The sequence below is a fragment of the Microlunatus soli genome, from assembly GCF_900105385.1.
In the GTDB taxonomy this organism is placed as follows: Bacteria; Actinomycetota; Actinomycetes; order Propionibacteriales; family Propionibacteriaceae; genus Microlunatus; species Microlunatus soli.
Genome location: NZ_LT629772.1, coordinates 4187665 through 4201593 on the forward strand (window position 1 = coordinate 4187665; position 13929 = coordinate 4201593).

Annotated in this window: 10 protein-coding genes; 5 read left to right on the forward strand and 5 right to left on the reverse strand. The window is 68.3% G+C overall.

Going from position 1 to position 13929, the window contains the following annotated elements; all coding sequences use genetic code 11:
* Positions 1-31 precede the first annotated feature (31 nt).
* The gene (locus BLU38_RS19170) at positions 32-1369 is read right to left on the reverse strand and encodes a LacI family DNA-binding transcriptional regulator (RefSeq protein ID WP_231919931.1); all 1338 of its coding nucleotides are present in this window, start codon (positions 1367-1369) and stop codon (positions 32-34) included.
* Between the two features lie 133 nt (positions 1370-1502).
* On the opposite strand from BLU38_RS19170, the gene BLU38_RS19175 reads away from it, so the two are divergent.
* Positions 1503-1937 carry a hypothetical protein gene (locus BLU38_RS19175; RefSeq protein ID WP_157683563.1) on the forward strand — a complete coding sequence of 145 codons (435 nt, stop codon included), beginning with the start codon at positions 1503-1505 and terminating at the stop codon, positions 1935-1937.
* Between the two features lie 82 nt (positions 1938-2019).
* Here BLU38_RS19175 and bla read toward each other — a convergent pair whose 3' ends face one another.
* Positions 2020-2910, reverse strand: a complete 891-nt coding sequence (gene bla / locus BLU38_RS19180; RefSeq protein ID WP_091532777.1) for a class A beta-lactamase — start codon at positions 2908-2910, stop codon at positions 2020-2022.
* Between the two features lie 240 nt (positions 2911-3150).
* On the opposite strand from bla, the gene BLU38_RS19185 reads away from it, so the two are divergent.
* The 4 genes from BLU38_RS19185 to BLU38_RS19200 all read left to right on the forward strand — a co-directional run bounded on the left by BLU38_RS19185 (position 3151) and on the right by BLU38_RS19200 (position 7831).
* The gene (locus tag BLU38_RS19185) at positions 3151-4053 is read left to right on the forward strand and encodes a LysR family transcriptional regulator (RefSeq protein WP_157683564.1); all 903 of its coding nucleotides are present in this window, start codon (positions 3151-3153) and stop codon (positions 4051-4053) included.
* Entirely contained in the window at positions 4050-4970 is a 921-nt protein-coding gene (locus BLU38_RS19190) for a serine hydrolase (protein WP_231919932.1), read from the forward strand. The genes BLU38_RS19185 and BLU38_RS19190 overlap by 4 nt, the downstream gene beginning before the upstream one ends.
* Before the next feature lie 179 nt (positions 4971-5149).
* Positions 5150-6673 carry an IMP dehydrogenase gene (gene guaB, locus BLU38_RS19195; RefSeq protein WP_407939712.1) on the forward strand — a complete coding sequence of 508 codons (1524 nt, stop codon included), beginning with the start codon at positions 5150-5152 and terminating at the stop codon, positions 6671-6673.
* Between the two features lie 48 nt (positions 6674-6721).
* Entirely contained in the window at positions 6722-7831 is a 1110-nt protein-coding gene (locus BLU38_RS19200; RefSeq protein WP_091527060.1) for a GuaB3 family IMP dehydrogenase-related protein, read from the forward strand.
* A gap of 104 nt (positions 7832-7935) precedes the next feature.
* Here the strand turns inward: BLU38_RS19200 and BLU38_RS19205 are convergent, their stop codons facing one another.
* The 3 genes from BLU38_RS19205 to BLU38_RS19215 all read right to left on the reverse strand — a co-directional run bounded on the left by BLU38_RS19205 (position 7936) and on the right by BLU38_RS19215 (position 13882).
* On the reverse strand, positions 7936-9711 hold the full coding sequence (locus BLU38_RS19205) for an alpha/beta hydrolase (protein WP_157683565.1): 1776 nt from the start codon (positions 9709-9711) through the stop codon (positions 7936-7938).
* 209 nt (positions 9712-9920) lie between these two features.
* Entirely contained in the window at positions 9921-10868 is a 948-nt protein-coding gene (locus tag BLU38_RS19210; protein ID WP_231919933.1) for a threo-3-hydroxy-L-aspartate ammonia-lyase, read from the reverse strand.
* Between the two features lie 29 nt (positions 10869-10897).
* The gene (locus BLU38_RS19215; RefSeq protein ID WP_172836183.1) at positions 10898-13882 is read right to left on the reverse strand and encodes a helix-turn-helix transcriptional regulator; all 2985 of its coding nucleotides are present in this window, start codon (positions 13880-13882) and stop codon (positions 10898-10900) included.
* Positions 13883-13929 lie beyond the last annotated feature (47 nt).

Sequence of the window (13929 nt, forward strand, 5' to 3'; positions counted from 1 at the left end):
GACGCCGTCTGATGATCTGCGGTGGCGGTGCTCACTGGGCGGGTCCCTCCATGGACGTGTTCAACTCGTTCGATGCGGGTTGTTCGGACTCGGGTATCGGTGAATCGGCGGTGGAGACGGCCGTTGTCGGTTCGGATTCCGGTGCATGCGGCACGGGAGATTCGGATACTGGGGTTTCGGATACTGGGGTTTCGGATACGGGCGTTTCGGATACGGGCGTTTCGGAAACGGGCGTTTCGGAAACGGGCGCCGGGCCCGTTGTTGAGCGGATCGTCAGGTGGGTCGGCAACATCACCCGGCGCTGACCGATCTTCTGACGTGGTTGCGGCACCGTGCCGGTCAGACGATCGCCGCCCGGAAGGCCAGGAATCAGGGGGTTGAGCAGGCCGAGCAACATGGTGATCGCGGCGCGCCCTGCTTGTTCGATCGGTGCGGTCATCGTGGTCAACGGCGGATCGCAGAAATCGGATCCGAAGATGTCGTCGCAGCCGATGATGCTGATCTCATCGGGGACGGCGATGCCGCGATCGCGGAAGCGTCGCAGCATGCCGATCGCCAGCAGGTCGTTGTAGGCGATGCAGGCGGTGGCGCCCGAGTTCACGACGGCGTCGGCCGCCGCCGCCCCCGACGTCGTCTTGGGGGAGAAGGGCCCGACCCGGACGGCTTCGACATCGCGGGCGACGCCGGATCGGTAGCGGGCCCGAATCGCCTCGTTCAGGGCGCGCCACCGCCATCGGTTGGAGAACGAGTTCGGCGGCCCGGAGATGTAGCAGATCCGTCGGTGGCCGAGTGAGACGAGATGATCGACGGCCTGGCCGATCGCCTGCGGAGAGTCGATCAGAACGCTCGGCACCCCGTGCACGTTGCGATTGATGGTCACCAGCGGCCGCGAACGGGAAGCGGTGACGATCTGTTCGTCGGTCAGCCGGGAGGCGGTCAGCACCACGCCGTCGCAGGTCTTCTGCAGCTGGTCCAGTGAACCGGATTCCTGATCGGCCGACTCCTCGGTGTCCAGCAGCACCTGGGTGTAGCCGGCCGCCTTGAGCTGATGTTGGGTGCCGCGGATCAGGTCGAAATAGAACGGGTTGGTGATGTCGGGGACCAGGAGCGCGACCGTCTTGGTCTTGCCCGAGGACAGGGCTCGCGCTTGGCTACTGGGTACGTAGTTGAGCTCGGCGGCGATCTTCTGGACCCGTTCGCGGGTGACGGCATTGACGCGGCCGGGATTGTTCAGTGCTCGGGAAACCGTCGAGGCAGCGACGCCTGCGCGCGCGGCAACATCATGGATGGTCACCGCTCGACCACCGGACAGACCCGTCTCCGCAGACGTCACGGAGACAGGAAAGCATAGACCGGCAACAGCTGGCAACCGGTTGCCAGGAGGTGGTTGCCGAAGCGGGTCGGTCGACTCACACCGTCGGCAACCGGAGTCCCGGTTGCGGCACCGTCGACCGACGTGTTGTCGACCCCTTCGCGGGTAGGGTCGATTTGTGGTGACGTTGATGGGTTCGCAAGGCAGAACGGTCCGTCGACGGTTGTGGGCCGTGCCGGTGATGTTCGTCGTGATGACGTACGTGTTCACCTGGTTCCTGGCGCAGCCGCTGCGAGGGGGTGCCACCGCCGGGAGTGTGACGTCCTGGCTGCTCAGCACGTTGGTGGTGTCGGTGCCCTTCCTCGCTTCGCTGGCGGTGCTGGCGATCACCCGGTCGACGCTGGTGCAGATCACGGCTCTCGGCTACGCGATCGTCGCCGGTCTGGCCGGGCTGATCATGGACATCGCCGTCGTGACCAGTGAGGGTTCGACGGCACCGGTGGGTCTGGCGGTGATGTTGGCCGTACAGCTCTTCGTGATGGCGCCGTTGGCAGTCGTCGTCGCACTCATCGTCGGCGTGACGCGCCGGCGACGGAGCCTCGCCTCCGCCGCCCGAGAGCAATAAGCCCCGGCCGAGCCGGTCCGGCCGAACAACACCGCCGATCATCGACGAACCGGCTCACGCAGGGTACGGGCATGTCTCAGGGTCAGCCGAGTTCGGCACAACAGAGCCGCGCGACGTCGGCCATCAGCGCCGGATCGATGACAGCATCGGGCCGGTCGGTCACGCTCAGTCCCGCCATCACGATCGGGGTGCCGGCCGGGGTCCAGGTGATCCCGACATCGTTGAGGCCGCCGTAGGCGGGCGACCCGGTCTTGTCGGCCAGCGGCCAGCCGTCGGGTACGCCGGCCCCGAATCGTTCGGCGCTGGTCTGGTTGTGCAACAGCCAGTCCAGCAGTTGGTGTCGATCGCGGCGGATCAGTACGTGGCCCAGGGCCAGTTCGGCGTAGCTGGCGGCGATCGCCTGCGGGGTTGTCGTGTCGCGGAGATCGCCGGGGATCGCGGAGTTGAGTTCGGTCTCCCAGCGATCCAGCCGGGTCGCCCGATCACCGATGCTGCGAGCAAACCGTGTCAGCCCGCGCGGTCCGCCGATGATCTTGAGCATTTCGTTGGCGGCGGTGTTGTCGCTCTGGGTGATTGCAGCCTCGCACAACTCGGCGACGGTCAGCCCGTCTGCCACATGCTTCTCGGTGACAGGTGAGGCGTCCACCACCTCCTCGGCGGTCCAGTAGCGGCGACTGGCCAGTACCTCACCGTGTCGATCATGATCACGCAGGATCGCCGCCGCAGCCAGCGTCTTGAACACCGAGGCGATCGGGAACCGTTCATTCGGCCGGTGGCACAGCGTCCGACCGGTCCGGACGTTGAACGCGTACACCCCGAGCCGGGTCCGATAGGTGGCCTCCAGGCGGGCCAGGTCGCCGTGACCGGTGCGGATCGGGTCGGCGGTGGCGAGCCCACCGGTCGCGAGGGTGAGGCCGGTTCCCGCAGCGAGGCCGAGCAGACCGCGTCGGGTCAGCGTCGTTGAGGTAGTCATGATGATCATCTCCAGTCGTCGGACGGCCGGCGCCCGTTCGCCGAACCATGATCAACAGTCAACCAACCGGAATGCCGTCGCGTCCAAGGACGAATCGTCCTGCTCCGATGTCTGCACTGCATGAATCCCGTCGACCTATGGTCCGACATACCGGGAACCACTGATCAGCACGAGCTACTGCGGCCCGCGCTGCACTCCTCTTGATGGGTGCTTCGCCAGGTCGACTGGCATAGTGAACTCGTGGATCTGCTGCTGCACCTGCGCGGCTTCGTCGCGGTCGCCGATCAATTGAGTGTCTCGAGGGCGGCCGAGGAGCTCGGTGTCGACCAGCCGTTGTTGAGTCGACGGCTGCGCGCCCTGGAGGACCATCTCGGAGTCCGGCTGGTCGACCGCAGTCGGCGTCAGATTGCGCTGTCCGATACCGGAGCTGCGCTGCTGCCGCGGGCGCGTGCGCTGCTCGACCAGGCCGACCATCTGGTGGCCGGCGTGACCGCGATCTCGACGCCGGCCTTCCGGTTGACGGTGCCCGGTTCGGTCGAACCGGACGTCTTGGCCCGACTGGTCGGCATGCTGCAGCGGCAGCGGATCGAGACCCGGGTGGTCGCTGGAGATGATCATGAACTGCCGGAGAGCCCCGGCTGGCGGATCGAGCACACGACGTCGACCGCGGCTGACTGGACGGTCGAGTTGGGGATCAGTGGCACGATCGGGTCGCGCAGCAACGGAGTCCGGATCGGCGACCTGCGGCCGCATCGGGGCAGCCGCCAGCACCGGGAATTGTTGATCACCGATGAAGATGATCATGCAGGTTTCCTGGATGCTGTCCGCACTGTCGCCGATCGGTCCGGCGTCAGTCCCCGGCTGATCCGACGGACGACGAGCGCGATCGCCAGAGCCGGGTTGATTGCCGATCAGGCTGTGATCATCACCTCTCGACGCAATGCCGAACGGCATGGTCTGAACTGGACCCGACTGCTCGATCCGGAGTTGAAGCAGTGGTTCCGGCTGATCGAACGGGACCCGATACCGAGCGCGCTGCAGGACGGCCCGTTGCGGCAGCGGGTGCTGACCATGATCGGCGTCGTGCTCGGGGCGGCCTCCTCGACGCCGGACACCGGCGCTGATCGGTGGGACACACCGTGAGTCGCAATGAGGTGCTCGGCAGCACCGTCGAGCTGATGGCGGCGGCCGAGCAGATCCGCAGCCACTGGCGGACCCTCGGCATCGACGGGGCGCTGCAGGCCCGCAACATCGACACCGGCGAGGAGTTCGGCTTCGCCGGTCGGCGGCCGTTCTGTCTCGCCTCGGTGGTCAAGGTACCGATTGCGTTGGTCGCGGCGGACAAGATCGCTCGCGGCAGCTGGGACGGCGCCGAACCGGTCGTGTTGGGACCGGAGGACCGGTCCTTCGGTCGGCTCGGCCTGTCGGCCTACCGCTATCCGGTCACGATCGCGCTCGCCGATCTGTTGGTGCAGATGCTCAGCGTCAGCGACAACGCCGCCGGCGACGCGGTGTTGGACCGGATCGGGATCGGCAACGTCAACCGCCGGCTGCGGACCTGGGGAAGTGACGCGATCGTGCTGCGGCACCGCTTCCAACAGATGTACGACTACGCCACCCGAGCGTCCGGCGACGCCTTCGGGTTGGCCGCCCAGTTGGCGGTCGAAGGTAAACGGTCCGACGGCAGCCACGTGATCGCCTCGCTGGACGTTCACCGCGGCAACGTCGGCACCGCGTACGCGTTGGTGGAGTTGCTGACCCGGATCTGGCTGGACACGATCTCGGTCCCCGAGGCGACGGCCACGATCCGGGACCAGATGGGCCGTTCGGCGTTCCAGCATCGGATGTCCAGCGATCTGCAGGCCGACGACATCGCGGTCGCGGCCAAGACCGGCACCTTCCTCACCCAGCGGCACGAGATCGGCGTGGTCAGCACGCACGGATCCAGGATCGCGATCGCCGCCCTCACCGAGTCCTCCCGACCGGCCGCCGTCCAGCAGGACGTCGATCTGGCGATCGGCGCCGCGGCCCGGACGGCGGTGGAGTTGCTCCGGCTCTGACAACCCGCCAGCCACCCGCCGTCGCCCGCCACGCCGGACCGTCACCGTGCCGCTGCTGCGGTCGCTGCCGGGCGGGAATGGCGAAGGGGGTGTTGACGGTTACGATGGGTGATACCCCACCTCGATCCGCGCCGCTCGAGTATTCGTCGCTCGTTTTATCCGGAAGGGTTCTCGTGTCCTTGGAGTCCGACCTCTCGCCAGCCGGGGTTCCCGGCCCGTTCGCCACTCTCGGCCTGACCTTCGATGACGTGCTGCTGCAGCCCGCCGAGTCGGATGTGATTCCGTCCCAGGTGGATACCCGCGCGCAGGTCTCGAAGAACATTTCCATCAAGATCCCGCTGCTCAGTTCACCGATGGACACCGTGACCGAGGCGCGGATGGCGATCGCCATTGCCCGCGAGGGTGGTCTGGGCGTGCTGCACCGCAACCTGCCGCTGGCCGAGCAGGCCCGCCAGGTCGATCAGGTGAAGCGGTCCGAGGCCGGGATGATCGACGAGCCGATCACCATCGCGCCGGACGCGACGCTGGCCGAGGCCGATGAGCTGTGCGGGCATTTCCGGATCTCCGGCGTTCCGGTGGTGGACGAGGACCAGCGGCTGCTCGGCATCGTGACCAACCGCGACATGCGGTTCGAGAACGACGGCAGCAAGCGGGTCGCCGAGGTGATGACGAAGATGCCGCTGATCACCGGCAAGGTCGGGATCAGCAAGGACGACGCGCTCAAACTCCTTGCCCAGAACAAGATCGAGAAGCTGCCGTTGGTCGACGAGCAGGGCCGGCTCAAGGGTCTGATCACGCTCAAGGACTTCGTCAAGTCCGATCAGTTCCCGGACGCTTCGAAGGATGATCAGGGTCGGCTCCGGGTGGCCGCGGCGGTCGGCTTCTTCGGCGACGCCTGGGAACGGGCGATGTCGCTGGTCGAGGAGGGCGTCGACATGCTGATCGTCGACACCGCGCACGGCCACTCCCAGGCGGTGCACGACATGGTCCGCAAGCTGAAGACCGAGCCGCTGGCCGATCACGTCGACATCGTCGGCGGCAACGTCGCCACCTACGAGGGCGCCAAGGCCCTGGTCGACGCCGGTGTCGACGGCGTCAAGGTCGGCGTCGGACCCGGCTCGATCTGCACCACCCGGGTGGTCGCCGGCGTCGGCGTACCGCAGGTGACGGCGATCTACAACGCTGCCCGTGCCGCCAAGCCGGCCGGCGTCCCGGTGATCGGCGACGGCGGCCTGCAGTATTCCGGTGACATCGCCAAGGCTCTGGTGGCCGGCGCCGACACCGTGATGCTCGGCTCGCTGCTGGCCGGCTGTGACGAGAGCCCGGGAGACCTGGTCTTCATCAACGGCAAGCAGTTCAAGTCGTACCGGGGGATGGCCTCGCTGCCCGCGCTCTCCGGCCGTGGCCGCAAGGGCTCCTACTCCAAGGACCGCTATTTCCAGAGCGACGTCAAGTCCGAGGACAAGCTGGTCCCCGAGGGCATCGAGGGCCAGGTGCCCTACCGCGGCCCGGTCGGTGCCGTCGCATACCAGCTGATCGGCGGCCTGCGGCAGTCGATGTTCTACAGCGGAGCGACCACCATCCCGCAGCTGCAGGAGCGCGGCAGCTTCGTCCGCATCACCTCGGCGGGTCTGCGAGAATCGCACCCGCACGACATCCAGATGACGGTCGAGGCGCCGAACTACTCCAGCAGCAACGGCTGACCTGCCCGGCCGCGACAACCGGACCGCCAGCCGCGACAAAAGGACATCATGTACGAGATCGGCCGCAACAAGCGGGCCCAGCAGGGCTTCGCCTTCGACGACATCGCGATCGTCCCGTCCCGACGGACCCGGGGTCAGGAAGAGGTCAACCTGACCTGGCGGATCGATGCGCTCACCTTCGAGTTCCCGATCATCGCCGCGCCGATGGACTCGGTGATGTCGCCGGCGACCGCGATCGCGCTCGGCCGACTCGGTGGCCTCGGAGTGCTCAACCTCGAGGGGCTGTGGACCCGGTACGACGATCCCGAGCCACTGCTGGCCGAGATCGCCGGGATCGCCGACCCGGCACAGGCGACCAAGCGGATGCAGGAGATCTATGCCGAGCCGATCCAGCCGGCCCTGATCGCCAAGCGGATCTCCGAGATCCGCGAGGCGGGAGTGCCGGCCGCCGGCTCGCTGTCACCGCAGAACACCAACGAGTACGCCCAGGCCGTGGTCGATTCCGGAGTCGACTTCTTCGTCATCCGCGGCACCACCGTGTCGGCCGAGCACGTATCGAGTGCCGCCGAGCCGCTCAACCTCAAACAGTTCATCTACGACCTGGACGTGCCGGTGATCGTCGGCGGCTGCGCCACCTACCAGGCCGCGCTGCACCTGATGCGGACCGGTGCCGCCGGGGTGCTGGTCGGCTTCGGCGGAGGAGCGGCGCACACCACCCGTGACGTACTCGGCGTCGCGGTGCCGATGGCGTCCGCGGTCTCCGACGTCGCCGCCGCGCGGCGGGACTACCTGGACGAGTCCGGCGGCCGCTACGTGCACGTGATCGCCGACGGATCGGTCGGCCGGTCCGGGGACATCGCCAAGGCGATCGCCTGCGGTGCCGACGCGGTGATGGTCGGCTCACCGCTGGCCCGGGCCGTGGAAGCTCCCGGGCACGGCTTCCACTGGGGTGCCGAGGCCTGGCATTCCGACCTGCCTCGCGGTGAGCGGGTCGAGGTCGGTGCGGTCGGCACCCTGGAGCAGATCCTGCTCGGCCCGTCCACGGTGCCCGACGGCACCATGAACCTGGTCGGCGCGCTGCGCCGTTCGATGGCCACCACCGGCTACACCGAGGTCAAGGAGTTCCAGCGCGTCGAGGTCATCGTCGGCACCCCCTGATCTGCGCACCAACCAACTCCGCTGACCCGTCAGTTTCTCCCCGACACGCGCGGCGTGTCGGGGAGAAACTGACGGGTCAGCGCGTTGGTGCTGGTCTTCTGGGATCAGAAGCGGCCGGGCATCCTGTGGTCCCGCAGGGCACTGTCGACCGCGGCGGGATCGATTCCGGTGACGCGTTGGGTCCGACGCTGAGCCATCTCAGGGGTCTGCGGATCGGTGAACGGTTGCACATCGCCGACGCAGCGGGTGCCCTTCGCCGGCAGCTTCACCGACCGCAGGGTCGTGGTGACCGCCTGATTGACGCAGGCCGAGGTCCCGTACGCGGTGTGTCCCCAGCTGTCGCTGAGCAGCAGTCGGCTGTTGCCCAGCAGACCGGCGGCCGCCACCGCACTCTTGTAGTTGGTCGCCGGATCCCAGTAGTCACCGATCACCAGCACCGGCCCAGCCGTCTTCTTGTCGAACGGTCCGCGGTAGGCGTCCTCGTCGGTCACCGTCCAGGTCGAGCCAGCACACGGAGCCGACGACCAGGCCCACAGCTCGCCGAAGTACTTCGCCGCCGGATCAGCCTGCTTGATCGCCGGCGGCCAGGCTGAGACCTTCGACGGGTTCATCGAGTCGGTGCAGAGCACACCGGTGAACGCTTCCAGACTGTTGTCGTAGGGGAACCCGTACGGCTTGGCGGCCCTGCCGAATCGCTTCCTGGCTGCGGCCTGATCGGCTGCCGGGATGGCCACGGCGTTCTTCTCCAGCCCGGAGAACTTCCACAACAGCGAGAGATTGTCGGTCAAGGGTTCGGATCCCGCCGGGTCGTAGAGGTCGTCGAGCACGGTGGAGATCATGGTCGCGTAGTCGACCGAGTACGGGTTGCCCTCGACATCGTCGATCACGATCGGCTTCTTCCGCATCAGCGCGGCGAGCGCGTCGAACTTCTGCAGGGTGGTCTGATCATCAACGGTGGAAGCGAATGAGCACTTCTTCGAACCCACCGCGTCACAGCGGCGCAGCATCTCCTTCAGCGCCCGATAGCTTCCCTCACCGGACGGCACCCGCAACGTCTGTGGCGTGTCCCGGGTGGCCGCGGTGCCGGCCCAGGCGACCGGATCGAGGACGCCGTCGATGACCATCGACCGGACCCGGTCGGGGAACATGGTGGCGTAGACCTGGCCGAGGTAGGTGCCGTAGGAGAAGCCGATGTAGGTCAACTGTCGGTCTCCCACCGCGCGGCGGATGACGTCCATGTCGCGAGCGTCCTCGGCGGTCGACATCGCGCCCGCCAGTTTCTTGCCGTAGTCGGAGCAGGCCTTGCCGAGTTCCTCGGAGCCGGAGCTGTAGCGGGTGACCTGCTTGTTCTTGACCGGGAAGGCCATGTCGAGTTTGTTCAACACCCGCTGCTGCCGGCGAGCGTCGGGGAAGCACGTCACCTGATCGCTGGAGCCGATACCGCGCGGGTCGATGCCGATCACGTCGAACTTGCCGGTGATCGATCTGTTGAACAGGTACGGCGCCGACGCGGCGAAGTCGACGGCCGATCCGCCCGGACCACCCGGATTGACGAAGATCGAACCGACCTTGTGGTCGGGATCGGTCGCCGGCATCTTCAGCAGCGCCAACTCGACCTTGGCGCCGTTCGGCTTGTCGTAGTCCAGCGGCAACTTGACCGTGGCGCACTGCGCGCCGTCGTAGTCGTTGCACGGATACCAGTTGAGCCGGGGCGTCGGGACCGAGTCGACCCGCTTGGCCTCCTTGGCGCTGGTCTTGTCACTGGGGGCGGGTTCGGCCCGGGCCGTCGGCAGGTTGCCGACCCCGGGGACCAGGCAGAGCAGTGCTGCCAGCACCGCTGCCGCCCCCGCGATGCCTGCCCTGGTTGACTTTCTGATCAACGGACTGTCCTCTCCGTGGATGAGCGTGAGGACAGTCAAAGGGATCGCCCAGCCGGCAGCCAAGCTTCATCACAGCAATGATCAACAACCTTGATCCCACCGTGACAACCCGACGGCTCTGATCCCGCACCCACCCCGCCGACCCGTCAGTTTGTCCCCGACACGCGCGGCGTGTCGGGGACAAACTGACGGGTCAGCGTGGGGGCGGGTCAGCTGAGGAGGGCGGCGAAGCGGTCGGGGCTGATGTTGCCGCCGGAGATGATCACACCGATCCGCCGGGGGAGTGGGGCGATCCGGCCGGCCAGCAGGGCGGCCAGGGTGACCGCACCGCTCGGTTCGACGACCAGCTTGAGGCGTTCGAAGAAGATCCGCATCGCGGCGACGATCTGGTCGTCGTCGACCAGGGTGATGTCGCTGACCAGCCGCTGGTTGATCGCGAACGTCAGCTCGCCCGGCGTCTCGGCGGCCAGCCCGTCGGCGATCGTCCGGGCGACCGGGATGGACACCCGATGCCCGGCCTGCAACGACAACGCGGTGTCGTTGCCCTCGGCCGGTTCGACGCCGATCACCGAGCAACCCGGCCGGATGCCCGTCGCGGCAGTGGCGCTGCCGGCGATCAGACCGCCACCGCCGACCGGAACCAGCAGCGCATCAAGATCATCGACCTCGGTCAGCAGCTCCAGCGCTGCCGTGCCCTGACCGGCGATCACGTGCGGATGGTCGTAGGGCGGGATCAGCGCGAGTCCACGTTCGGCCGCCAGCGCCCGGCCCAGCTCGGCCCGGTTGCCGGTGTACCGGTCATAGCTGACCACCTCGGCGCCGTAACCGCGGGTCGCATCGAGTTTGGAGCTCGGGGTGTCCGACGGCATCAGGATCACCGCCGAACTTCCCAGCTCGCGAGCGGCCAGCGCGACGCCCTGGGCATGATTGCCCGAGGAGAACGCCGCCACCCCGCGGTCGCGCTGCTCGCGACTCAGCCGAGACATCGCGTTGTAGGCGCCGCGGAACTTGAAGGCGCCGATCCGTTGCAGGTTTTCGCACTTGAAGTACACCTCGGCGCCGACCAGTCGGTCGACGGTCCGCGATCGCAGCACCGGCGTCCGGTGCGCGACTCCGCGCAGCCGGTCGGCGGCATCCCGGACATCATCCAGGGACACGCTCCGGTCAGCCTTCGGATCGGACCCGCTCATCCGATCAGACCCGTACGTCGTGCGATCGCAACAGCCTCGGTCCGGCTCTCCGCCGCCAGTTTGGCCATGATGTTGGAGACGTGCACGCTGGCGGTCTTGGTGCTGATCACCAGCCGGCCACCGATGTCGCGGTTGCTCAGCCCCTCAGCGACCAGCCCGAGCACCTCTCGTTCGCGGGCGGTCAGCGGGTTGCTGCTCGGCGGTCCGGTCCGATCGGATCCGAGAGCGCCGAGCTCGGCCAGCAGCGGGCGCGCGCCGAGCCTTGCGGCGGTCGCGGTCGCGGCATCGATCAACTCCGCGGCCTGTGATGTCGCCGTCCGATCCCCGCCGGTGAGCAGCGCGGCCGCCAGCCGGGCCTGGGAGCGGGCGTGCTCGAAGCGATGCGGGTATTCGACGAAGCCGGCGACCGCGCGCCGCCAGCATCCGACGAGCTCGGCCGGCTCGGCAGCCGGTCGGCCGATCACGGACCGGAAACGGAGATACTCCGCCTCGGTCCGGGCCTGCCAGGCATAGGCCTCCGGGCCCGGCTTGCGGGTCTTCTCGAAGTCGGCCATCGCGGCCCGGGCGCCGTCCAGTGCCTCGTCGGCCCGGTCGACGAAGCGCTCCGGGATCGGTCCATCGCTGCCGGCGGCCGATCGGGTGAGCACGTCGAGCAGCACACCGTTCAGCCGGACCCGGCCGATGAAATGTGGACCGTTGACGGCCTCCATCGCCGTCACCATGTCGTCGTACAGGGCACACGCGGCTGCCAGATCGCCGCCGAGCGCATGCAACTCGATCGCCGGGATGCAGTTGATGGTCACCATGCTGTCGTAGCCCCACCAGCGGCGCAGCCCGGGCAGCAGTCGCAGGCCCTCCAACTCGCCACGGCCGCTGCGCACCGACAGGATGGTCAGGTCGAGGTTGGCCCGGGCCAGGCTCGGCACCTGCTCCCGCTCGGCCGACAGCTCGATCGCATGGTCCCAGTCGCCGAGGGAGAAGGCGGTCTGGGCCGCCATCACCACCGCGTCCAACCCGTACGGCGACCAGCGTCGCCCACTGGCCGCCGCCCGATCCGCGGCCCGCTCATAGGTGGCCAGCGCCTCGGTCAGCTTGCCCTGCTCGAAGCGGATCGTGCCCAGTTGGTGGGCAGCCCGCAGCTCGGTGGTGGAGTCGCCGTCGGCGACCGCGCCGGCCAGCACCCGTTCGATCTGCTTGATCGAGGCATCCGGATCACCGAGTCGCTGTTTGATCTTGGCCAACAGGATGGTCTGCTCGGCGATGATCCGTTGCAGGCTGAGCTCCTTGGCCAGTGCGATCGCCCGATGAGCGCACTCGATGGCGTCCTCGTAGCGGCCGCGGACCACGAACGACCGGGCCATCGTCGCCAGCAGCCGGCAGTGCAACGACCGGTCCCGATCCTTGTCGATCAGGTCGACGGCCTCGGACAGCAACGCCCGCTCGTCCAGGTCGTAGTCGCTGTACAACAACGACGAGGCCAGCGACTGCAACAGCCGGGCCCGCAGCACCGGGTCGAGACCGGAGTCCGCCGGGCGTCGTTGCAGCCGGTCCCGGAGCAGGTTGATCGCCTGATCGAGATGACCGGCGGCCTCGGCCGCCTCGGAGGCACGGATGGTCAGGTCGATCACCGCCGTGTCCTGGTCGGAGACGTCGGGGATCGGCTGATGCTCGACCAACTCCAGGGCGTGCCGGTAGTGCCGCAGGGCATCGTCCGGACCGCCGACCCGCAGCGCCTCGTCACCGGCCGCGATGCTCGCCGAGATGGCGGTGGCGTTGTCGTGACTGGCCCGGGCGTGGCGGGCCAACTCCGCTGCGGTGCCGCCGCTGCCCGGTGCGGTCAGCGCCGCGACGTAGCGGGCGTGGAAGCGGACCCGCTCACCGGGCAGCAGATCGTCATAGACCGCCTCGCCCAGCAGGGCGTGCCGGAACACGTAGCCGTCGTCGCGGCCGACCAGCACCTGGCCCTCGACTGCGCCGCGGATCGCGATGTCCAGCTCGCCGGCCGGCAGCTCGGCGACCTCGGCCAACAGCTCGTGCCCTACCTTGCGGCCGGCCACCGACGCGGCGCGGACGACGTGCCGGGCGGCGTCGCTGAGCACGTCGAGCCGGAGCAGCAGCAGCCCGGCCAGATCCGCCGGCACGCCGCGGACGTCGGCGGCCGCGGTCAGTTCCTCGGCGAAGAACGCGTTGCCCTCGGCGCGGTCGATGACGGCCTGCACCTCCGGGCGCGGCAGATCGGGGCGCAGCCCTGCGACCAGCCGCCCGACATCGCGGTCGGGGAGCGGCGGCAGATCGATCCGGTCGACCTGATCCAGCCGGGACCAGTTGGCCAGCGCGGCCCGCAGCGGATGGCTGCGGACCAGATCGTCGCTGCGATAGGACACCACCAGCGACACCGGATGCTCGAAGCGCCGCGACAACAGGTAGGTGAGCAGGTCCCGGCTGGACGGATCGGCCCAGTGCAGGTCCTCGATCACGATCACCACACCCGAGGTCCCGCTCTCCGGACTGCCGGCCGCCAACCGGTCGAAGGCCCGGGCCACCGCGTCGAACAGCTCGGTCCGGGCGACGTGACCGGAGACCTCGTCACTGTCCTCGGGCAGCCGCCGCTCGGCCGGCAACAGCCGATGGATCGCTCGATGCCGCTGCGCGATGGCGGCGATCTCGGCCGGAGCCTCGGCCTGCAGCTGACCGAAGATCTCGGTGAACGGCAGATAGGGCAGTGAGGCGTCACCGAAGTCCAGACAGTGACCGACGACCAGCCGCCGACCCGACCGGCGGGCCGGCTCGGCCAGCGCCGAGAGCAGCCGACTCTTGCCGATCCCGGCCTCACCGGCGACGACAGCGTGACGGACCGGACCGGCGTCACCGGAGTCGCGCCCGGCCACTCCGATGGCACCCGTCAGGCGTCCTAGCTCGGACTGTCGGCCGATCAGCGCATGGGCCGGCCGCGTGCTCGAGCCGAGGAGATCTGTGGGCACCCACCCATCATCCCCGATAGCACTGACAACGACCCACCGATTTGGCT